Consider the following 20,239-nt stretch of genomic DNA (forward strand, 5'->3'; position numbering starts at 1 on the left):
ATGGCCCATTCACCCATTGGCACGCGGCCAGAGCAGTTTTCCGCGACCGACGCGCAAAGCTTCCACGAGCCTCGTATTACCCGGAAGCTGACCCGAAAAGAGGCTAGGTTTAGGATCGACCGCCGGCCTCTTGAACGCGGCGACCCGCTGGTAGTCAGGAGTCGCCAGCCAAGTCCGTCCGTCCCCCTCATCGGTGACGATCCGATAGAGGCCAGCAGGCGGGACGGCCTCAATGTCGAGCAGACGCTTGTAGCGTTCAACCGACCATTTCTGAATGCCGCCACTGAGAGCCTCAGTTCGGAAGCGCGCCCATAGTGCGGCAGTATCGGGCGTCGGCCAATTGCCGGCATCGGTGTAGGCCGTAATCTCGTCGGATTCAAGCCAGGCTCGCATCTCCGCCGGTGTGACGAAGACGGGCATTGCATCCTCAATGGCTGCCATCGCCGCGCGCCGCGACGGCAGACCAGCGCGAATCAGCATCGCCATCATGAACCGTGGGACGCCGGTTTCGACCGCTGCCGCTGCACCGCCCGCCACTGTGTCCGGCAACCATCCTAGGGACATGCGGCGGGTGCGGACGGCTTCCAGCGCCCAAACCAGGCGATAGGTGAAAGCCTCTTCGACCGCTCGCATGTTCTGCGCTCCGATCTTGGCAACATCTTCGCCGGATACCCAGCTTCGCAGGATGGCCTTCCAGTTCGCCGGCAGCGCATTCGCCTTGTCGGGAATGAAGGGTCGCATAAATAGCAGACGCTCACCTAGACCGCCAAGGGCGTCGGCGAGTTCATCGACATCACCGCTCAATGCTGCGTCGTCGGCCCGGTCGAGCATCTCGGCGAGTTCATCGGCCAGGGCGTCGATGGAGAGACCGGCTTCAAGCCCAACCCCCATTGCGAAGTGCCCGCGCCGCGCCTGCGCCGTGGTGGTTCTCCAAATGAGGTCCGCGCGCGCCTCAAACACCTTCTTGTGCAAAGGCGCAACGTTCTCATTCTCGCGGGCGATCTGACGCGCCCACAGCGATCCTTTAAGCGCCTCGTCCAAGAGTTTCGGCAAATCAGCACGATCAGCGTCTAAGGCTTCGATCAGACCGAACACGGTTGCATCGAGGCGTTCAACGAGCTGCGACAGCGGCTCCTCGTCGATGGCATCTTCTTCTCCATCGCTGCCGCCTTCATCGTCGTCGCCATCGGCATCGGCATCGTATTCCGCACCGGCAGCCAAGCGTTCGGCAACAGCAGCTTCTTCCTCGGGCGATCGCCAAGCTTCGCGGGCGTTGGCGAGATATTCCCAGGCATCATCGCGATCTAACACACCTTCGCGGGACAGACGATCAAGAATCTCGGCGACGATCTGGATGAGGCCGCTCTTCAGCGTTCGGGCCTTGGCGGAAGCGACCAGCTTTCGCCACTCCCTCCTCCGCCAATCGATCTTATCGAACATGACATGGACGATGAGACCCTCGACGTCCACGAAGGCCCGCCCGGCGCGGCCGGCGACATTCGCAAACTCCTCGCCTTTGATCTTCTCGGACGCCCGATACAACGCTGGCACCAACAGCACGGCAGCGTTGAGGTTGAGGCCCTGCGACAGCGTCGGCGACGCGACGATGACCTTCAGCACCCCCTCGGACAGAAGGACTTCCAACTCGCGCAGGAACGGGCTCGGCAGCCGGCCGTGGTGAATCGCGACGCCCGCCTTCAGGCAGGCGACGGCGGGATGGTCCTCGCCCAGCCATTCCTTGCCGACCTCCATAGCTCGCGCAATCGACGCTTCGTTCTCCAGCAACGAATCCAGATAGCCGCGCTTGCAGAGGTCCACGACCTGCTTGCCATAGCTCTCGACCCAATTTGCCTGAGTGGAGAAGATCAAGGTCCGCTTACCTTGGTTCGCGAACTCCCACGCCGCGAACAAGGTGAGGTGCGAGTTCTTGCGCGGATAAGGCTTCTTCTCTCTCCCTAGGGCGGCCTTCTCCACAACGAATTTATCGAGGAAGGGTCCATCGTCGTCGAGGTCGAGCCGAAGCAGAGCGTCCTTTCCTCGCCAAGTGAGTGCGCCAAACCGCTGCCGCGTAGGGCGCCAGTCGGAACGCACCGGCTCGCCTGGCTCGTCAGAGCGAATCCATGCAGTGAGATCGTCAAGTTCGTCGCCGCTGGGCAAGATAGCGGAGAGACAGACGATCCGGCGTTCGCCCTTATCCGCGCGGCGAAGCAAGCGTTGCACCAGCGTTTCATAACGGATTTCGCGCTCGCTCGGGCCGATCATGTGACCTTCGTCGAGGACGATTAGGCCAACATCATCGATCAGGGACGGGTCGCTTCTGAGCGCGAAATCGAGCTTTTCCGGCGTTGCAATGATGATCTCGCGGGTGCGCAGGGCGTCTTCGTCACCAGCCGAAAGGCCGCTGGCGCCGTAAAGCGAGGAAACGCTGAAGCCGAGAGGCGCGAAGGTCTTTCTGAAGGAACGCTCCGTCTGGGCGGACAATGCGCGCAATGGCGTGACGATCAGTACCCGTCGCTCTGACGACAAGGTCATTAGCGCAGCAATCTCCGCAACCCGCGTTTTGCCAGCACTGGTCGGCAAGGCGACGACCAAGTCGTCGGTGACGTCCGTTGAACGCTGGGCCGCTTCGCGCTGCGATGGCCATAGCTCCACTTCGGAAGTTTTTCGGGCATAGAGCGACGAGATGAACAGTCGGCGCAAGTCCGGGTATTTTTCCTCCGTCCCCTCTGGCGGTTCGGTCGGCAGATTCTGATGCAACGAATGCAACCAAAGATCGTCGATCAGATGGCGACAAAGGTTCGATATCCACCACAGCGGAACATTTTCCGCGTTGTCTGCCAAGCTAATCGCAGTGGCAAGCAACGTGCGTGCGCTATCGATCGGCTCGGGCTCGCCCGTTTCAAGCGCGAAGTCAAAATGTGCTAGGGCTCGGCAGATAGTCGTGTTGAGGATGGCCGACAGAACCTCGTCGATGTCCGGTTCTTCTCCCCCTAGCGCCTCGGCAATCTGTTCATCACCGTGAGCCTCGTCGTCCAACCACTCGCGAACAAAGCCGCGAAGCTTGTCGAGGTCGCGCAGGATCAGGTGGCGGATCGCCGTTTCGCCCGGCGCGGTGTTTAGGTCTTCTGATGCCTCGTTGAAGAGAGAATAGGCCACGGCCGAGTAGCCAGCCAAGTGATAAGCAGAAGCGGCAATCGTGCGACGAAACCCCCGATCTGGCGACTCAGGATTACCATTTCTCACTAGAGCCTCAAAGGCGTTGGCGGCTCGCTCGAAAGCCCTGTTCGTCAGGTCGGATGCGCCAGTCTTTGCGCGTAGCGCCATGGCGCCCCGAAGTAGGGCGAAGCCATGTTCGGCGAGGTCAGTTTCGATGGTCTCACCCAATGGCGGTGCGTTTTGCGGCAACACACCCGCTTCTCGCATCAACGACCAAGCAGCACCACGATAGAGGAGGCGGCCAAGGATGCCATCGACGGTCGCGGCGGTGAGGAAGGCTGTCAGTTCGTCAGGCGTCTCCAAGGTCTTCCGCCTCCTGGTACATAGCTGCGATGAAGTCTTGGTGGTCCTCGACGTGGATGTTCACGACGTAGTGGTCACGGTTCGTCCCAGCAGCGTCGAGGTCGTCCTTCAGGGAGGCGTGAGGGCCATTACCCGACAAGGTGAAGAGCATGTGGTCAATGCGATCGGCACGGAGGGACTTGAGGCCCACCTCGTCGCGGAGATCGCGACCCAGCGCGTTGTCGTCGGGGTCATTGCTCTCCAGCAGGCGATTGGCGACGAACAGCAGCGAGTCTGGTGTGCAGCGGCCATCGTCGCGGTCGAGTACCTTACGGGCACTGGTGACCGTGGATTTGCCAAGCTTCTTGTTGCTCTTTGCCTCGCCCTTCAGGAGCCAGAGCTTTTCATCATCACCGCCGTAGCCGGCGCCAATGAAGTCATCGCCACGCATGGCCATGTTGCGACCATCCTTGTAGCGAAGTCGGCGCACAGGGACGCGCAGGCCAATCTCTTCTTCCACCAGCTCAGTCGCAAGGATTTCGCCGAGGTCGCCGGAGCGTCCCTTGTCTGTCTGAGGCATCGCTTCGCTGAGAATCTTGGCGGCGACCTTGTATCCGAGTCGCTCTACGTCGTCGGCGATCCGTTCGAGTCGGTCGTAGTGAGAGCGGATGGTCTCAGCGAGATCCTCGCAGATATCGTCGCGACCGCCGTCCTTCTCGACATAGGTCCAGTAATACTTACGCTTATTCTTTTCTTTGGTGGACTCACACCACCTCTCATACAGTTCCACAGCGTTCCCCCTCCGATCGATCAGTCACTGTCGAATAGCGGTCATAGTCCGCTAACACAGACACTGTGACTTCGATTGCCAAGTATGCGCGCGGCGTGCAGTTCCGAACATTATGCAAGCTGGAGAGTGGCCCGCGTCGATGGTCCTTTCACGATCATCCATAGATATTGAGTTACCTGCCAGCCGCTGTTCTTCAATCGGGGAACTTCGCATGAGCACGACCAAGAAGCTGCGGCTCGGGCCGGTGCCCAAGACCAAGAGCGTCAAGATGACCTTTGCCTGTCCGGTCAGCCTGAAAGCCGGCCTCGACCGCTACGCCGCGCTGCACGCGCAAACGCATGGCGAACAGTCGATGCCGAGAAGTTGATCCCGCACATGCTGGAGGCGTTCATAGCGAGGGATCGGGGATTCAGGAAGGGCACGGCGACCCGGAGCGCGCCATGGAAGCCGACATGATGGCGTCGCATACCAACGGCATCCATTGAACGCGCAGCCCCAGGCTGCGCGTTCTTCATTCTGGATGCCATCAACAGCCTCTTGGGCTATGATCGTGCGGCACGCTCGCCGTTCCTCGGCAATCCAGCACGACACAGTGCGATGCGGCTTTCTCTACCGACGCTCTTATGTGGCTCCTAGCCCACCAAGCCGCAGTCCTGCAATGCGGCCCCCAAAAGAGCTAACCTACTGTCCCATATATGGTTTCAAGCCTTGCGTGATTTGCACGAAAGACTTGACACCAGAACTTTTTTGGGGGTGGGTACCCAGGGAGCGAACCAAGGTTCGCACCCACCGGGTTGCGGTTCGCACCCGCCACACGCCTCACCCGTTGGCGAAATCGTGCAGCGCCTGCCCCTGCAGCCGGTACACGGTCCACTCATCCTGCGGTTTCGCGCCAGCAGCGGTGTAGAACTCGATGGCCGGAGTGTTCCAGTCCAGCACCGACCATTCGAAACGACCGCAACCCTCGGCCACGGCCTGGCGTGCGATGTACTTCAGCAACGCTTTGCCGGCACCGGCACCGCGCTTTTCCTGGCTGACGTACAGGTCTTCCAGGTAGATGCCCTTGCGGCCCAGCCAGGTGGAGTAGTTGTAGAAGTACACCGCATAGCCGATGGCCTCGCCGTCGGCCTCGCAGATCAGCGCGCGGGCGGTGGCGTCGGCGCCGAACAGGCTCTCGGCGATGCCGATCTCATCGGTCTGCACCGAATGCTCGGCCTTCTCGTAGATGGCCAGCTCGCGGATGAAATGCAGGATCAGGCCAGCATCGGCCACGGTGGCCGGGCGAATGTTCAACACGGCCACCGTACTCATGGCTCAGCCCCGTGCCGCAGCGACGTTCGCGCGCATCTGCGCGATCACGTCCTGGTAGCTGGTCCTGGCGTTGAAGATGGCCGAGCCGGCGACGAAGGTATCGGCGCCGGCGGCAGCGATCTCACCGATGTTGTCGGCCTTCACGCCACCGTCGATCTCCAGGCGGATGTCCTTGCCGCTGGCATCGATCATCTTGCGCACCACGCGCAGCTTGTCCAGCGCCGAGGGGATGAAGGCCTGGCCGCCGAAGCCCGGGTTGACCGACATCAGCAGCACCAGGTCCAGGTCATCCAGCACCCAATCGAGGATGTCCACCGGGGTGGCCGGATTGAGCACGATGCCCGGCTTGCAGCCCAGCGAGCGGATCAGCTGGATGGTGCGGTGCACGTGCCGGCTCGCCTCCGGGTGGAAGCTGATGTAGGTGGCACCGGCCTCGGCGAAGTCCGGAATGATGCGGTCCACCGGCTCGACCATCAGGTGCACGTCGATCGGCGCGGTGACGCCGTGCTTGCGCAGGGCCTGGCAGACCATCGGGCCGATGGTCAGGTTCGGCACGTAGTGGTTGTCCATCACGTCGAAGTGGACCCAGTCCGCACCGGCAGCGAGGACGTTGTCGACTTCCTCGCCGAGGCGGGCGAAGTTGGCGGACAGGATGGAGGGGGCGATGAGGCAGTGGGACATGGCCGGGCCTTGCAACGAGGGGAAAGTGGGTCAGCGCTTGCGCAGGGACTTGATGCGGTCGTAGGCGGCATTGATCCGCCGCGACTTCTGCTCGGCCTGCTGCTGCAGCTCGGGGGCGGCGCCGCCAAGCTTGTCGGGGTGGTACTGCGAGATCAGCTTGCGGTAGGCGCGTTCGATCTCGGCATCGGTGGCTTCGGAAGTCAGCCCCAGCTCCCGGTACGGGTTCTCCTTGTTCAGGCGGAACCAGTCCGAATCAAAGGCATGGCCGATCAGCAGGCCGACCACCGCGCCGAACAGCGGATTGGGCCGGAACAGCAGGGCGCCGGCGATGAATCCGAGCAGTTTTCCGTACCAGCGCATGGCGCTCCGGGGTCGACCGACGAAATGGACGCTCATTTTACGTCACAGCGGGCCCGGAGGGCTTTACACTAGGCCGCCCGCTGGTCAGCGGGCCCGCCGGGTCCGTTGGGCAGCCGTATCGACAACGCCCCAGGAGTGCCCGTGCCAACCACGCTGTTGCAATCCGATCTCCCCGGCCTGCCCTTGCGCCATCGCGGCAAGGTGCGTGATGTGTTCGATATCCCGCGCGAGCGGCTGCCAGCCGGAACCCCGCCGGGCGACTACCTGCTGATGGTGGCCACCGATCGCCTGTCGGCGTTCGACGTGGTCCTGCCCGACCCGATCCCGGGCAAGGGCGAGATGCTCTGCCAGGTCTCCAACTTCTGGTTCGCCAAGACCGCGCACCTGATGCCCAACCACCTGACCGGCATCGACGTGGCCAGCGTGCTGCCCGAAGGCGTGGACCCGGCCCTGTACGCCAAGCGCGCGGTGGTCACCCGCAAGCTGAAGCCGGTGCCGGTGGAAGCGATCGCCCGCGGCTACCTGATCGGCAGCGGCTGGAAGGATTACCAGCGCACCGGCAAGGTCAGCGGCATCGACCTGCCCGATGGCCTGCGCCAGGCCGAACAGCTGCCCGAGCCGATCTTCACGCCCTCGACCAAGGCCGCGGTCGGCGACCATGACGAGAACATCGATTTCGACGCGATGGTGAAGCAGGTCGGTGCGGAACTGGCCGAGCGGGTGCGCGACGCCACCCTGCGCATCTACAAGTTCGCCGCCGATTACGCCCGCGAGCGCGGCATCATCCTGGCCGACACCAAGTTCGAGTTCGGTACCGACGCCGATGGCCGGCTGTACATCATGGACGAGATGCTGACGCCGGATTCCTCGCGTTACTGGCCGGCCGACGAGTACGAAGTGGGCACCAGCCCGCCGAGCTACGACAAGCAGTTCGTGCGCGATTACCTGGAGACGCTGGACTGGGGCAAGACCGCCCCGGGTCCGAACATCCCGGCCGACATCATCGAGCGCACCCGCGCCAAGTACGCTGAGGCGCTGCAGCGCCTGGCCGGGATCAGCGTCGACTGACCCGCCTGCGCCCCCGGCCGGAAAGGCGGGGGGCGCGTTCGGTAGTGCCGGCCGCTGGCCGGCAACGTCGACGAACACCTGCAGCCAGGCATGGCCTGGCTCTACTGACGGGCCCGGCGGGAGTATGCTGGCCGCATGCAGACATCCACCGAGCTTGCGCGGCCGATCGACCGCTATTTCGCCAGCTACTCCGACGACCACCGCAACGTGATCAACCAGCGCATCCACGTGGTGGCGGTGCCGGCGATCCTGTGGTCGGTGGTGGCCCTGCTGTGGTGCCTGCCGCCGCTGATCACCTGGTTCCAGTACGGCATCTGGTCGGCGTTCGCGATGTTCAGCGCCTGGTGCTTCTACAACAAGCTGTCGCGCCCCCTGGGCATCGGCATGCTCGTCCAGTTCTTCGTATTTGGCTGCCTGTGCCGCCTGCTGGAGGCCGAGATCGGCCTGCATGCGCTGCGCTGGCTGGCGGTGGGCGTGTTCGTGGCGGCCTGGATCGCGCAGTTCATCGGCCACACGTTCGAGGGTCGCAAGCCCAGCTTCCTGACCGACCTGACCTACCTGCTGATCGGCCCGGCCTGGGTGATGGCCAAGTTCTATCGCAAGCTCGACTGGCGCTACTGATCGCGGGCGGTCGACAGCGGCCGTCGTTTCCTGAACGGGCGAATTCCATCACCCACACTCCACGGCGGCCCTGCCAGCCTGCGCCGGTGACTCGCTCCCCGCCTCCCGTCCGTTGACGGCAGCCCCTGTGCGACAGGGCCTGCGGTCTCCCTGCGTGGGCGTAGGGTGTCCCCCAAGAGCAACCCGGGAGGGACCGCAGGAACGTGATGTTGCGCCGCAGAAAAAATGAATCAGCGAACGTTACATGCAATTGATCGCTGTTCGATGGGTTTCGGCGACATTTCGCAGCCTGTTATTCTCCCTGACCTGCTCGTGAATCATGGATTCCCTGCATGCTCCCCAGCCTGCCCCTGCTGCTGGCCCTGCCGTTCCTGATGGCAGCGGCTGTTGCGGCCTTCCCCCGTAGTTCGCGCTCGACTGCTGCCTGGCTGGCGGCACTGGCGCCGTTGGGCGGGCTGGCCATCCTCGGCTGGCTGACCCCGGCAGTACTCGATGGCCAGGTGGTCCGCACCCTGGTCCCCTGGCTTCCACAGATCGGGCTGGACTTCACCCTGCGCCTGGACGGGCTGGCCTGGATGTTCGCCGGGCTGGTGCTCGGCATCGGCGCCCTGGTGGTGCTGTATGCGCGCTACTACCTGAACCAGCAGGACAACGCGCACCGCTTCTACTGCTACCTGCTGCTGTTCATGGGCGCCATGCTGGGGATGGTGCTGTCGGGCAACCTGCTGTTGCTGATGATCTTCTGGGAGATGACCAGCATCAGCTCGTTCCTGCTGATCGGCTTCTGGTCGCACCGCCAGGACGCACGCGAAGGCGCGCGCATGGCGTTGGTGATCACCGGCGGCGGCGGCCTGGCCCTGCTCGGTGGCGTGCTGCTGATCGGCCGCATCGTCGGCAGCTTCGACCTGGATGTGGTGCTGGCCGCCGGCGAGCAGATCCGCGCCAGCACGCTGTACCCGTACGCCCTGTTCCTGGTGCTGGCCGGCATCTTCACCAAGAGCGCGCAGTTCCCGTTCCACTTCTGGCTGCCGCACGCGATGGCAGCGCCGACCCCGGTCTCGGCCTACCTGCACTCGGCCACCATGGTGAAGGCCGGCGTGTTCCTGCTGGCGCGGCTGCATCCGGCGCTGGCCGGCAGCGACCTGTTCTTCTATACGGTCAGCGGCATCGGCGCGCTGACCCTGCTGATCGGTGCCTGGAACGCGATCTTCCAGCACGACCTGAAAGGCCTGCTGGCGTACTCGACCATTTCCCACCTGGGCCTGATCACCCTGCTGTTCGGCCTGTCCACGCCGATGGCGGTGGTCGCCGGCGTGTTCCACATCCTCAACCACGCCACCTTCAAGGCCTCGCTGTTCATGGCCGCCGGCATCATCGATCACGAAACCGGCACCCGCGACATGCGCAAGCTGGGGGGCTGCGCAGGCTGATGCCGTTCACCAGCGCGCTGGCGATCATCGCCTCGCTGGCGATGGCCGGGATCCCGCTGCTCAACGGCTTCCTGTCCAAGGAAATGCTGTTCGCCGAAGCGATTACGGCCGGCGGCCCGGGCATCATGCGCACGGCGGTGTCGATCGCGGCGTTGCTGGCAGGCGTGTTCGGCGTGGCGTACAGCCTGCGCTTCGTGCACGACACCTTCTTTGGCGCTGGCCCGCACGACCTGGACCGCGTGCCCCACGAGCCGCCGCGCTGGATGAAGGTGCCGGTGGAGCTGCTGGTGGTGATCTGTGTGGCGGTGGGCGTGGCACCGGCACTGACCGTCGCGCCGGTGCTGCACGCCGCTGCGGCCTCGATCCTCGGCACCGCCATGCCCGAATACAGCCTGGCGGTGTGGCACGGCTTCAACCTGCCGCTGGCGATGAGCGCGATCGGCGTGGTCGGTGGCGTGGCGCTGTACTTCGGCCTGCGCAGGCTGATCAACCTGCATGCCGTGACCAATGTCAGCACGGGCCGCAATGTGTTCCACGCCCAGCTGGACGCCGTGTCCGCGCTGGCGATGCGCCTGACCAATGGCATCGCCAATGGCAGCCTGCAGCGCATGCTGCTGGGCCTGGTGCTGGTGGCGATCGTGGTTGCCGCTGCGCCGTTCGTGGCCAACCCAGCCTCGCCGAACTGGACCGCGCCGCAGCCGATTCCGCTGCTGGGCTGGGCCCTGTGGCTGGTGATGATGGCCTGCGCGGTCGCCACCCTGCGCATCTACAAGCAGCGCCTGCTGGCGGTGCTGCTGGTCGGCGGCGTCGGCCTGATGGTGGCGCTGACCTTCGTGTTCCTGTCCGCACCCGACCTGGCCCTCACCCAGCTGCTGGTGGAGATGGTGACGCTGGTGCTGATGCTGCTGGGCATGAATTACCTGCCCGCGCAGTCCGGGCCTGAGCGGCCGCGCTGGCGCAAGCGCCGCGACGCGGTGATCGCGATCATCGCCGGTGCCGGGCTTGGCGCGCTGGCCTATTCGGCGATGACCCTGCCGCCGAACACCATGGCCGGCGAGCTGCTCGCCCGCGCGTTGCCCGAGGCCTACGGCCAGAACGTGGTCAACGTGATCCTGGTCGACTTCCGCGGCTTCGATACCTTCGGCGAGATCACCGTGTTCGGCATCGCCGCGCTGGTGGTGCATGCGCTGCTGCGGCGTACGCGGATGGCACCGGAGCAGATCATGCCCGGCCCGCCGATCAAGCTGCCGGTGCCGGCCGACCTGGCCCAGATCATGTTCCCGCTGACCCTGACCGTGTCGATTTTCCTGTTCCTGCGCGGGCACAACGCACCGGGTGGCGGCTTCATCGCCGGCCTGGTGTTGGCAGTGCCGCTGCTGATCCAGTATGTGATCCAGGGCACTGCATCGGTGGAGTCGCGCTTCGGCTTCGACTACATCCGCTGCATCGGCATGGGCCTGCTGATCGCCCTGCTCAGCGGCAGCGCCTCGATGCTGTTCGGCGTGCCGTTCCTGACCAGCGGCCATCTCGACCTGCACCTGCCGCTGATCGGCGACGTACCGCTGGCCAGCGCAATCGGCTTCGACATCGGCGTCTATCTGGTGGTGTTCGGCGGCGCCATGCTGATGCTGTCGATGATGGGCACGATCAAGCCGTCGCGAACCCGCACCGCCCGCAAGGGTGAGATCGACCTGCAACGCCGCTCGGCACGCACCGGGGAGATGCACTGATGGAACTGGCCCTGGCTACCGCGATCGGCATGCTGACCGCCATCGGCATCTACCTGCTGCTGCGTGCGCGCAGCTTCGATGTGATCCTCGGCATGACCTTCCTGTCCTACGCCACCAACCTGCTGATCTTCGCCGGCGGCCGCGTGGTGCTGGGCAAGGCGCCGGTGCTGCAGGAAGGCGTGGACAGCCACCTGGGCAACTACACCGACCCGCTGCCACAGGCGCTGGTGCTGACCGCGATCGTGATCGCCTTTGCGATGACCGCGGTGAGCATTGTGCTGGCCATGCGCAGCCGCAGCGACAACCACAGCGACCACGTGGATGCCCACGAGCCGGATGACGACCTGCAGGACGAGCGCGTGCCACCGCGCCAGGGCGAGGACCGCGCATGAACCACCTGGTGATCCTGCCGATCCTGATTCCGCTGCTGGGTGCGGCGCTGTCGCTGTTCGTCGAACACCGCCGCTATGGCCCCAGGGTGCAGCGGGCGGTGGCCTGGACCGCGCAGTCGGCGCTGGCACTGGCGGTCGGGTTGCTGTTTGCCACCACGGCCAGTGGTGAAATCAACGTCTACCTGCTTGGCGACTGGCCGTCGCGGCTGGGCATCGCGCTGGTGGCCGACCGGCTGTCGGCGTGGATGCTGCTGACCACCCTGCTGCTGGCCATTCCCTGCCTGCTGCACGCCTGCTCGGGCTGGGACCGCCGCGCGCCGCACTTCCATGCGCTGTTCCAGTTCCAGCTGGTCGGCCTCAACGGTGCGTTCCTGACTGGCGACATCTTCAACCTGTTCGTGTTCTTCGAAGTGATGCTGATCGCCTCCTACGGCCTGCTGCTCAGTGGTGGCCGCGGCCTCCGCATGCGCATCGGCCTGCATTACGTGGTGTTCAACGTCACCGCCTCGACCCTGTTCCTGGTCGCGCTGGGCCTGCTGTATGCCTCGCTGGGCTCATTGAACATGGCCGAGCTGTCGCAGCGCATCGCCGAGGTACCGCCGGCACAGCTGACCCTGGTGAAGGCGACGATGGGCCTGTTGCTGCTGGTGTTCTGCGCCAAGGCCGCGTTGATGCCGCTGTACCTGTGGCTGCCGGAAGCCTATTCGCGCGCGCCGGCCGCCGTGGCCGCACTGTTCGCGATCATGACCAAGGTCGGCCTGTACTCGGTGCTGCGCATCCAGATGCTGTGGTTCGGCGACGATGCCGGCGCGATGGCCGGCTACGGCCGCGACTGGTTGCTGTGGGCCGGCGTCGCGACGCTGGTGCTGGGCGGCCTCGGCGCGCTGGCCGCGACCCGCCTGCGCGTGCTGATCTCGTACCTGGTGATCGTGTCGGCGGCTACGCTGTTCATCGCCTTCTCGGTGGGCACGCCACAGGTGCTCTCGGCTGGCCTGTACTACCTGCCACACAGCAGCTTCGTCGCTGCCGCGCTGTTCCTGGTTGCCGACCTGATCCGCCGCCGTCGCGGTGGCGCCAGCGACCGCAAGGAAGTGGTCGCGCCGATGCCAGGCAAGGAGACGCCCGCCGTGCTGTTCCTGATCGGCGCGGTGTCGGTGGCCGGCCTGCCGCCGCTGTCCGGCTTCCTGGCCAAGGCTGCGCTGCTGGCCGGCATGCCGGCGCAGTACACCGGCCCGGTCTGGACCGCCGTTCTGGTCAGCAGCCTGCTGGTGATCATGGGCCTGACCCGGGGGGGCATCCGCCTGTTCTGGCGCGTGCCACCGGTCGATCCGGAAGCGCCGGTACCGCGCAAGGCGCGGCTGCGCCGGGTCGAGCTGTACGCGGCCTGCATCCTGCTGGCCTACGGCATCGGCATGACCCTGGCCGCAGCACCGCTGATGCGCTACACCGACGCCACCGCCGCGCAGCTGCTGCACCCCAGCGAGTACGTGCAGCAGCTGCGTGCGACTGCACCGGAGATCCGCCAGCCATGACCGCCCAGCGCTCCCTGTTCCGTCGCCTGATTCCGTCGCCGATGCTGAGCATCATGGTGGTGGCGTTCTGGCTGCTGATGTCCGACAGCTTCACCCTTGGCCAGATCGTGCTGGGCCTGCTGCTGGGCGTGGTGGTGCCGCTGTTCGCCGCACGCCTGGACCGCGAGTTCGCCCGCATCGGCACCCTGCGCCCGTTGCCGAAACTGCTGTGCGTGACCCTGTGGGACATCCTGATGTCCAACATCCGTGTCGCCCTGCAGGTACTGGGGCCGGAGAAGAACATCCACCCCGGTTTCATCTGGCTGCCGCTGGACATTGCCAACATCCATGGCATCGCTGCGCTGACCAGCATGATCACGCTGACCCCGGGCACGGTCTCGGCCGCGCTCAGCGACGACCGCAAGTACCTGCTGGTGCACGTGCTGCACCTGGAGGACCCGCAGGACCTGATCGATACGATCAAGCGCCGTTACGAGGCGCCGTTGATGGAGATCTTCCCATGACCGGTTTTGAAGTCATCCAGACCACCCTGGTGGTGTGCATGCACGTGGTCGGCCTGGCGATGCTGCTGGCCACCTGGCGGCTGTTGCGCGGGCCGACCGTGCCCGACCGCATCCTCGCGCTGGACACGCTGTCGGTGACCGCGATCGCTGAGCTGATGCTGTTCGGCATGTACCTCAACTCGCCGATCTACTTCGAGGCGGCGCTGATCATCGCCATGCTCGGCTTCGGCAGCACCGTGGTGCTGAGCAAGTTCGTGCTGCGCCGGGACATCGTCGAATGATCACCGCGATCCAGATCGTCCTGTCGATCCTGCTGCTGTTCGGCTGCTTCTTCATCCTGGTCGGCGCACTGGGCCTGGTGAAGCTGTCCACCTTCTTCAAGCGCCTGCACGCACCGACCAAGGCCAGCACGCTGGGCGTGGGCTGCGTGCTGGTGTGCTCGGTGTGCTACCACATCTTCCTCGGCCAGGACCCGCAGCCACGCGAGCTGCTGATCACCGTGTTCCTGTTCATCACCGCACCGATCAGCGCGCACATGATGGCCAAGGCGGCGTTGTCGCTGCTGATGGAAACCCGCCCCAGCCTGCCGGGCAACGAGCCGGCCGCCGAGGAGCAGCTGCCGCCGCCGGAACCGGTGCGGGAAGAAGAAACCACGCAGAACCGGTAGTGCCGGCCGCTGGCCGGCAGGGTGACGCCCCGTGGGTGCCGACCGTTGGTCGGCACGAAATCGACTGCATCCACGCATGGCGTGGATCTACAACGCCGGTGCGCCGACCAGCAGCAGCTCCAGCACGAACCAGCCTACGAACGCGACCAGCAGGATCCCGCCTTCGCCACGACTGATCTTCAGGTCGCCGCGCAGCATCGGGTACAGCACCAGCGCGAACGCCAACAGCGCAGGCAGTTCCAGGCGCACGAACGAGGCCGGCAAGGCCAACGGCTGCAACATCGCCATCGCGCCGATCACCAGCAGCAGGTTGACCACGCTGGAACCCAGCACGTGGCCGAGCACCATGTCGCCATGCCCGCGACGCGAGGCGGCAATGGCGGTGGCCGCCTCGGGCAGTGCGGTGCCGATCGCCACCGGCAGCAGGCCGACCAGCAACGGCGTCCAGCCCAGTGCGGCACCGAAGTCGGCGGCAGCCCCCACCACCAGGCGCGCGCCCCAGTACAGGGTCAGTGCGGCGATCAACACGCGCAGCACGTTCAACGGCAGGCTGGTGCGGCTCAGCGCGGATTCGGCGATGGCTACCTGCACCTCGGCGCTCTCGACGCGGCCGCGGCGCAGCAGCAGCACCTGCACGACGATGAAGCCCGCCACCAGCACGCCGCCTTCCCAGCGCACCAGGTGACCATCCAGGCCGAACAGGATCAGCAGCACGGCGGCCGCCAGCAGCGACCACCACAGCACCGCCTGCAGGCGCGCGCGCAGCAGCAGGGGGGCGGCGACGGCGGCCACCGCCAGGGTCAAGCCCAGATTGACGATGCTGCTGCCCACTGCATTGCCCAGTGCCAGCTCCGGTTGGCCGACCGCCAGCGCACGTGCGTTGACCGCCAGTTCCGGCAACGAGGTGGTCACGCCGAGCAGCAGCAGCCCGGCAGTGAACGGGCTGGCCCCGAAGCGCTGGGCCAGGCCAGAGACGGCCTTCACGATGGAGTCCCCGCCCAGTGCCAGCAGCAGCAGGCCGAGCAGGAACCAGGCAATGGCAATGGCGATCATCGAGCACTCCCCAGCAGTGGTGGCGCGATTCTACGCTTGGCCCGAGCGCATGGCTGGGCGATGGATCAAGGATCAGCCACAGCCTTCCGCATAGTCGACCTGCGGGGTCTGCCCGACCCGCCAGGCCCCCACCCGGCCATCGGCACCGAGCGCGAAGTCGATCACTGCCCCGCCCTCCTGCGCCGGCCGCACGCGCAGGTGCTGGGCCTTCTCGTCGTACTTGTCGGGACCGACGTCTGCGCGCTCGGGATACAGCACCTGCAGCTCGCCCAGGGTCATGCCGACCTTGCCGCCGCCCGGTGCGGTGATGGCGGCGCTGCGCACGTCGTAGCGCACCAGCTTGCGGCCTTCGATCATCAGCCGCGGGTCCTCGGCATCCTGCGGGCGAAGGAAGTAGCAGCCGTCGTTGCCGTCGTCGGCGGACAGCGGCTTGCCGGCGGCATCGGTGCCCAGCCCCTGCAGTGGCGTGCCAAAACCACTGCGGACTTCGGCGATGCCGGTGCCCAGCTTCGCACCCGCGAAGCCGTCCAGGCGGGCCGGACTGTCCTTGCGGAGGTCGTTCGCCGGGCGGGCCGCCAGATCAGGATCCGTCGACTGGGCCGGACCGGTCGCCGAGGCGGTTTCCGCCGGGGTATCGCTGCCGCTGCCGGCGGCGCCCTGCTTGTCGGGGCCGCCACTGCATGCGGCGAGCGAAAGGAGCAACAGACCAGCAATCGGGAGGTGCTTCATCGGTGCGGTTCCCTGGCACGAAGGTAGCTGCACGCTAGCGCAGCGCGCGTGCAGAGGCTGCATTGTCATCGCGGTTTCATCGCCCTCGTTCAGGCTCGGCATGCACCGACCTGGCTGTCCCTTCCATGCAACCGCGCAAGACCGAACTCGCCCGAACCGCGCTGCAGGCCCATCGCGCGCCGCTGGACATGCGCCAGCGCCGGTTGCTGATCCTGTGCGACGGCCAACGCAGCATCACCGACCTGACCGGTCTGCTCGGCCAGGATGCGCCCGCGATGGTCATCCAGCTGGTGCAGGCCGGCTACCTGAGCACCGGCACCGGTGCCGCAGCCCCGCCACCGCCGCCGGCAGCCACGGTAGAGCCGCAGCCCGCGACACCTGCCGCAGCTGCTGCCACAGCGGTCGAACGCCGCCGCTCGCTGGTGTCCGCGCGCATCTATGTGCTGGGCATCCTGGAAATGCAGCGCCACCCGCAGGCGGCGGCGCTGTTCCGCGACCTGCAGCAGGCACGCGCCGAAAGTGAAGTACTGCAGGTGCTGCACTCGGCGATGCGGATGCTGCCCGGGCTGACTTCGGAAGGCTATTGCCAGCGTGTACGCCAACGCCTGCTGGAAGCGCTGCCGTTGGAGCACTGCGACGCGTTCGCCGAGGTGGCCTGAAGAAAAAGGGGACGGAGGGGATTAAGTCGTTTCAAGCACACGTGTGCTGATTGCGGCTTAATCCCCTCCGTCCCCTTTTTCGGGTCAGCGGAAGTTGTTGCGCAGGCCGTTCCAGCACTGCTGGTAGTCGCCCTGACGGTGGCCGGCGGCCAGGGCCTGTGCGGTCGGGCGGATCACCGCGCGGGTCTCGAACATGAAGGCCATCGTGTCCTTGATCACGTCCGCCTTGGACAGATCGGCATTGGACGCCTTGTCGAAGGTCGGCGCGTCCGGGCCGTGGCCGCTCATGCAGTTGTGCAGCGACGCGCCACCCGGCACGAAGCCTTCGGCCTTGGCATCGTAGGCGCCATGCACCAGGCCCATGAACTCGCTGGCGATGTTGCGGTGGAACCACGGCGGGCGGAAGGTGTTCTGCGCCACCAGCCAGCGCGGCGGGAAGATCGCGAAGTCCATGTTGCTGGTCCCCGGCGTGTCGCTGGGCGAATGCAGCACCAGGAAGATCGACGGATCCGGGTGGTCGTAGCTGATCGAACCGAGGGTGTTGAAGCGGCGCAGGTCGTAGCGGTACGGCGCGTAATTGCCGTGCCAGGCCACCACGTCCAGCGGCGAATGGTCGATCGGCGCACGCCACAGGCGGCCCTCGAACTTGGCGATCAGCTCGAAGTCACCGTCGATGTCCTCGAACGCTGCGTGCGGGGTCTCGAAGTCGCGCGGATTGGCCAGTCCGTTGGAACCGATCGGGCCCAGGTCGGGTAACTTCAGCAGCGCACCGTAGTTCTCGCAGATGTAGCCGCGACTGGGGCCGTCCGGCAGCTCGACGCGGAAGCGCACGCCGCGCGGGATCACCGCGATCTGCTGCGGCTCGATCTCGATCACGCCCAGCTCGGTCAGCAGGCGCAGCGCGCCCAGCTGCGGCACGATCAGCAGCTCACCGTCGGCATCGTAGAAGTAGCGGCCGACCATGTCGCGGTTGGCAGCGTAGAGGTGGATGCCCACGCCAGCATGCGCATCGGGCGAACCGTTGCCCCCATCGTGTATAGGCCTTCGACGAAGTCGGTCGGCAGCTCCGGCAGCGGCAGCGGACTCCAGCGCAGCTGGTTCGGCGAGGCCGGCTGTGCGCCGAAATCACATTGCAGCTGCGACTGCGCGAACGGGGTGAACTCGCCATGGGTCACCGCCGGACGGATCCGGTACAGCCAGCTGCGGCGATTGCTGCCGCGCGGCGCGGTGAAGGCGGTGCCGGTCAACTGTTCGGCGTACAGGCCGTGGGCCACCTTCTGCGGCGAGTTCTGCCCGACCGGCAGCGCGCCGGCGACGGCCTCGGTGGCGAACTCGTTGCCAAAGCCGGACTGGTAGCCGCGGGCGATGATGGCGGGGGACATGGGAACTCCAGAGATGGCCGGCCAGCGGCCGGCACTACCATTCGGACAGGCAATGTCGACCGGAAGCCGACATTGCCTGCAGACCTTACAGCACGCCGCGGCGGATCTGGTCGCGCTCGATGCTCTCGAACAGCGCGGTGAAGTTGCCTTCGCCGAAGCCTTCGTTGCCCTTGCGCTGGATGATCTCGAAGAAGATCGGGCCGATGCAGTTCTGGGTGAAGATCTGCAGCAGCTTGCGCTGGTGGGTTTCCGGATCGGCATCGATCAGGATCTTGTTCCTGGCCAGGCGCGGCACGTCTTCACCGTGGTTCGGCACGCGCTGGTCGATCACGTCGAAGTAGGTCTCCGGCGTGTCGAGGAAGTCCACGCCCTGCGCGCGCATCGCTTCGACCGTGTCGTAGATGTTCTCGGTGAAGCAGGCGATGTGCTGGATGCCCTCGCCCTTGTACGCGTCCAGGTACTCGTTGATCTGGCTCTTCGGGTCGGACGATTCGTTCAGCGGGATGCGCACGATGCCATCCGGCGCGGTCATCGCCTTGGACACCAGGCCGGTCTTCAGGCCCTTGATGTCGAAGTAGCGGATCTCGCGGAAGTTGAACAGGCGCTCGTAGTAGTCCGACCACTGCTGCATGTTGCCGAAGTACAGGTTGTGGGTCAGGTGGTCGATGAAGGTCAGGCCGAAGCCCACCGGGTGCAGGTCGGCACCGGCGATCGGCTCGTAGTCGCCGTCGTAGATGCTGCCGGCCGCGCCGTAGCGGTCGACCAGGTACAGCATGCAGTCGCCGATGCCCTTGATGACCGGCGCGCTGACCGCCTTGCTGTCCGGCTTGAAGGCGATGGCTTCGGCGCCGTTGCCCAGCGCGGCCTGGTAGACCTCCTGGCCCGGCTTCTTGAAGCGGATGGCGAAGCCGCAGGCGCACGGACCGTGCTTTTCGGCGAAGTCGGCGGCGAACGAATCGGGGTCTTCGTTGACCAGGAAGTTGACGTCGCCCTGGCGATAGACGGTAATCGGACGCTGCTTGTGCTTGAGCACCGCGCTGAAGCCCATCTTCCGGAAGTACTCGTGCAGCTCCTGGCCACGGCCGGCCGGGGCGGCGAATTCGACGAACTCGAAGCCGTCGATGCCCATCGGGTTCTCGAAGGTGGTGACCTGCATGCCGGGGTTGGGATGCGAGGCGGTCGGGACTGCGGTATTCATGGCGTGGCTCCGAATCGGTACCGCATCGGTACAAACCAGGTGCGGGCAGGTAGGGACCCGGCGAGAATGCAGGGTCTGGACCTACCCCTTATAGTTACACTTGAAACCACCAGCAAGGTGCACCGCAACATGAGCCCCGATCCCGCCTCGACCCGCCTGCGTTCCTCGCACGTCCTGCTCGACCTGGAACAGTTCCTGCCGTACCGGCTGAGCGTGCTGTCCAACCGGGTCAGCGGCAACATCGCCAAGCTGTACGGCGATCGTTACGGTCTGGCGATCCCCGAGTGGCGGGTGATCACCATCCTGGCGCTGTACCCGGGCTCCTCGGCCAGCGAGGTCTCCGACCGCACGGCGATGGACAAGGTGGCGGTCAGCCGCGCCGTGGCCCGACTGCTGGAGCGCGGCTTCATCAAGCGCGAGACGCATGGCGACGACCGCCGCCGCTCGGTATTGGCGCTGTCGGCCGCCGGTTTCGAGGTGTACGAGACCATCGCGCCGATGGTGATCGAGATCACCCGCAAGCTGATGTCGGTCCTGAGCGACGAGGAAGAGCAACTGCTGGAAAAGCTGATCCTGCGCCTGGCCGGCGAAGGTCTGGAGCGGATGGGCGAAGGGGTCTGAACGAAAAAGGGGAC

Annotated in this window: 17 protein-coding genes and 4 pseudogenes; 12 read left to right on the forward strand and 9 right to left on the reverse strand. The window is 65.6% G+C overall.

The window, feature by feature from the left end:
• Positions 1 to 9 precede the first annotated feature (9 nt).
• On the reverse strand, positions 10 to 3,519 hold the full coding sequence (locus DL544_RS19465) for a DEAD/DEAH box helicase (protein ID WP_139727863.1): 3,510 nt from the start codon (positions 3,517 to 3,519) through the stop codon (positions 10 to 12).
• Positions 3,506 to 4,288 carry a HamA C-terminal domain-containing protein gene (locus DL544_RS19470; RefSeq protein WP_024889303.1) on the reverse strand — a complete coding sequence of 261 codons (783 nt, stop codon included), beginning with the start codon at positions 4,286 to 4,288 and terminating at the stop codon, positions 3,506 to 3,508. Before DL544_RS19470 ends, DL544_RS19465 begins: the two co-directional genes overlap by 14 nt.
• Positions 4,289 to 4,556: 268 nt before the next feature.
• Between DL544_RS19470 and DL544_RS19475 the strand changes: the two are divergent.
• Positions 4,557 to 4,744 (forward strand): annotated as a pseudogene (locus DL544_RS19475) (DUF2274 domain-containing protein).
• A gap of 363 nt (positions 4,745 to 5,107) precedes the next feature.
• On the opposite strand, the gene DL544_RS19480 reads toward DL544_RS19475, so the two are convergent.
• From DL544_RS19480 to DL544_RS19490, 3 genes are read right to left on the reverse strand one after another with little or no spacing between them, the layout of a single operon-like run.
• A complete protein-coding gene (locus tag DL544_RS19480; protein ID WP_065178874.1) occupies positions 5,108 to 5,590 on the reverse strand; it encodes a GNAT family N-acetyltransferase in 483 nt (160 codons plus the stop codon).
• 12 nt (positions 5,591 to 5,602) lie between these two features.
• On the reverse strand, positions 5,603 to 6,280 hold the full coding sequence (gene rpe / locus DL544_RS19485; protein ID WP_005419843.1) for a ribulose-phosphate 3-epimerase: 678 nt from the start codon (positions 6,278 to 6,280) through the stop codon (positions 5,603 to 5,605).
• Positions 6,281 to 6,310: 30 nt separating this feature from the next.
• A complete protein-coding gene (locus DL544_RS19490; RefSeq protein WP_005419845.1) occupies positions 6,311 to 6,640 on the reverse strand; it encodes a J domain-containing protein in 330 nt (109 codons plus the stop codon).
• Between the two features lie 141 nt (positions 6,641 to 6,781).
• Between DL544_RS19490 and DL544_RS19495 the strand changes: the two genes are divergently transcribed.
• The 9 genes and pseudogenes from DL544_RS19495 to DL544_RS19530 all read left to right on the forward strand — a co-directional run bounded on the left by DL544_RS19495 (position 6,782) and on the right by DL544_RS19530 (position 14,583).
• Complete coding sequence (locus DL544_RS19495) at positions 6,782 to 7,708, forward strand: phosphoribosylaminoimidazolesuccinocarboxamide synthase (RefSeq protein ID WP_032954595.1); 927 nt, start codon at positions 6,782 to 6,784, stop codon at positions 7,706 to 7,708.
• 135 nt (positions 7,709 to 7,843) lie between these two features.
• Positions 7,844 to 8,329, forward strand: a complete 486-nt coding sequence (locus DL544_RS19500) for an Mpo1 family 2-hydroxy fatty acid dioxygenase (protein ID WP_069138712.1) — start codon at positions 7,844 to 7,846, stop codon at positions 8,327 to 8,329.
• Positions 8,330 to 8,904: 575 nt separating this feature from the next.
• Positions 8,905 to 9,845 (forward strand): annotated as a pseudogene (locus tag DL544_RS22630) (proton-conducting transporter transmembrane domain-containing protein); the annotation flags it as partial.
• A gap of 504 nt (positions 9,846 to 10,349) precedes the next feature.
• Positions 10,350 to 11,489, forward strand: a pseudogene (gene mbhE / locus DL544_RS22635) (hydrogen gas-evolving membrane-bound hydrogenase subunit E); the annotation flags it as partial.
• A complete protein-coding gene (locus DL544_RS19510; protein ID WP_111188333.1) occupies positions 11,489 to 11,881 on the forward strand; it encodes a Na+/H+ antiporter subunit C in 393 nt (130 codons plus the stop codon). The pseudogene mbhE and the gene DL544_RS19510, both read left to right, overlap by 1 nt.
• Positions 11,878 to 13,413: a monovalent cation/H+ antiporter subunit D gene (locus DL544_RS19515; RefSeq protein ID WP_065178873.1), complete on the forward strand. Its 1,536-nt coding sequence runs from the start codon at positions 11,878 to 11,880 to the stop codon at positions 13,411 to 13,413. Before DL544_RS19510 ends, DL544_RS19515 begins: the two co-directional genes overlap by 4 nt.
• Positions 13,410 to 13,916, forward strand: a complete 507-nt coding sequence (locus DL544_RS19520; RefSeq protein ID WP_005419867.1) for a Na+/H+ antiporter subunit E — start codon at positions 13,410 to 13,412, stop codon at positions 13,914 to 13,916. Before DL544_RS19515 ends, DL544_RS19520 begins: the two co-directional genes overlap by 4 nt.
• Positions 13,913 to 14,197: a K+/H+ antiporter subunit F gene (locus DL544_RS19525; RefSeq protein ID WP_005411334.1), complete on the forward strand. Its 285-nt coding sequence runs from the start codon at positions 13,913 to 13,915 to the stop codon at positions 14,195 to 14,197. The genes DL544_RS19520 and DL544_RS19525 overlap by 4 nt, the downstream gene beginning before the upstream one ends.
• Positions 14,194 to 14,583, forward strand: a complete 390-nt coding sequence (locus tag DL544_RS19530; RefSeq protein ID WP_005419868.1) for a Na+/H+ antiporter subunit G — start codon at positions 14,194 to 14,196, stop codon at positions 14,581 to 14,583. Before DL544_RS19525 ends, DL544_RS19530 begins: the two co-directional genes overlap by 4 nt.
• Before the next feature lie 87 nt (positions 14,584 to 14,670).
• Here the strand turns inward: DL544_RS19530 and DL544_RS19535 are convergent, their stop codons facing one another.
• Both DL544_RS19535 and DL544_RS19540 read right to left on the reverse strand, forming a co-directional pair.
• Positions 14,671 to 15,636: a sodium:calcium antiporter gene (locus tag DL544_RS19535; protein WP_065186523.1), complete on the reverse strand. Its 966-nt coding sequence runs from the start codon at positions 15,634 to 15,636 to the stop codon at positions 14,671 to 14,673.
• A gap of 72 nt (positions 15,637 to 15,708) precedes the next feature.
• A complete protein-coding gene (locus tag DL544_RS19540) occupies positions 15,709 to 16,365 on the reverse strand; it encodes a hypothetical protein (protein WP_005419872.1) in 657 nt (218 codons plus the stop codon).
• 125 nt (positions 16,366 to 16,490) lie between these two features.
• Here DL544_RS19540 and DL544_RS19545 point away from each other — a divergent pair, with 125 nt between their 5' ends.
• Positions 16,491 to 17,024, forward strand: coding sequence for a hypothetical protein (locus DL544_RS19545; protein ID WP_069138716.1), 534 nt, complete (start codon positions 16,491 to 16,493; stop codon positions 17,022 to 17,024).
• 84 nt (positions 17,025 to 17,108) lie between these two features.
• Here DL544_RS19545 and hmgA read toward each other — a convergent pair.
• A pseudogene (gene hmgA, locus DL544_RS19550) lies at positions 17,109 to 18,406 on the reverse strand (homogentisate 1,2-dioxygenase).
• An 85-nt stretch (positions 18,407 to 18,491) separates the two neighbouring features.
• Entirely contained in the window at positions 18,492 to 19,604 is a 1,113-nt protein-coding gene (gene hppD / locus DL544_RS19555; RefSeq protein WP_176556936.1) for a 4-hydroxyphenylpyruvate dioxygenase, read from the reverse strand.
• 66 nt (positions 19,605 to 19,670) lie between these two features.
• On the opposite strand from hppD, the gene DL544_RS19560 reads away from it, so the two are divergent.
• Entirely contained in the window at positions 19,671 to 20,225 is a 555-nt protein-coding gene (locus DL544_RS19560) for a MarR family winged helix-turn-helix transcriptional regulator (protein WP_139727866.1), read from the forward strand.
• The last annotated feature ends 14 nt before the right edge of the window (positions 20,226 to 20,239 follow it).

Origin of the sequence: Stenotrophomonas sp. pho (assembly GCF_006228405.1) — a bacterium.
In the GTDB taxonomy this organism is placed as follows: Bacteria; Pseudomonadota; Gammaproteobacteria; order Xanthomonadales; family Xanthomonadaceae; genus Stenotrophomonas; species Stenotrophomonas sepilia.

What these genes read in the sequence shown, in the direction of transcription:
- rpe (WP_005419843.1), bottom strand. Translation starts at nt 6,280, where the DNA reads ATGTCCCACTGCCTCATCGCCCCCTCCATCCTGTCCGCCAACTTCGCC.
- DL544_RS19490 (WP_005419845.1), bottom strand. Translation starts at nt 6,640, where the DNA reads ATGCGCTGGTACGGAAAACTGCTCGGATTCATCGCCGGCGCCCTGCTG.
- DL544_RS19500 (WP_069138712.1), top strand. Translation starts at nt 7,844, where the DNA reads ATGCAGACATCCACCGAGCTTGCGCGGCCGATCGACCGCTATTTCGCC.
- DL544_RS19510 (WP_111188333.1), top strand. Translation starts at nt 11,489, where the DNA reads ATGGAACTGGCCCTGGCTACCGCGATCGGCATGCTGACCGCCATCGGC.
- DL544_RS19515 (WP_065178873.1), top strand. Translation starts at nt 11,878, where the DNA reads ATGAACCACCTGGTGATCCTGCCGATCCTGATTCCGCTGCTGGGTGCG.
- DL544_RS19520 (WP_005419867.1), top strand. Translation starts at nt 13,410, where the DNA reads ATGACCGCCCAGCGCTCCCTGTTCCGTCGCCTGATTCCGTCGCCGATG.
- DL544_RS19525 (WP_005411334.1), top strand. Translation starts at nt 13,913, where the DNA reads ATGACCGGTTTTGAAGTCATCCAGACCACCCTGGTGGTGTGCATGCAC.
- DL544_RS19530 (WP_005419868.1), top strand. Translation starts at nt 14,194, where the DNA reads ATGATCACCGCGATCCAGATCGTCCTGTCGATCCTGCTGCTGTTCGGC.
- DL544_RS19535 (WP_065186523.1), bottom strand. Translation starts at nt 15,636, where the DNA reads ATGATCGCCATTGCCATTGCCTGGTTCCTGCTCGGCCTGCTGCTGCTG.
- DL544_RS19540 (WP_005419872.1), bottom strand. Translation starts at nt 16,365, where the DNA reads ATGAAGCACCTCCCGATTGCTGGTCTGTTGCTCCTTTCGCTCGCCGCA.
- DL544_RS19545 (WP_069138716.1), top strand. Translation starts at nt 16,491, where the DNA reads ATGCAACCGCGCAAGACCGAACTCGCCCGAACCGCGCTGCAGGCCCAT.
- hppD (WP_176556936.1), bottom strand. Translation starts at nt 19,604, where the DNA reads ATGAATACCGCAGTCCCGACCGCCTCGCATCCCAACCCCGGCATGCAG.
- DL544_RS19560 (WP_139727866.1), top strand. Translation starts at nt 19,671, where the DNA reads ATGCAGGGTCTGGACCTACCCCTTATAGTTACACTTGAAACCACCAGC.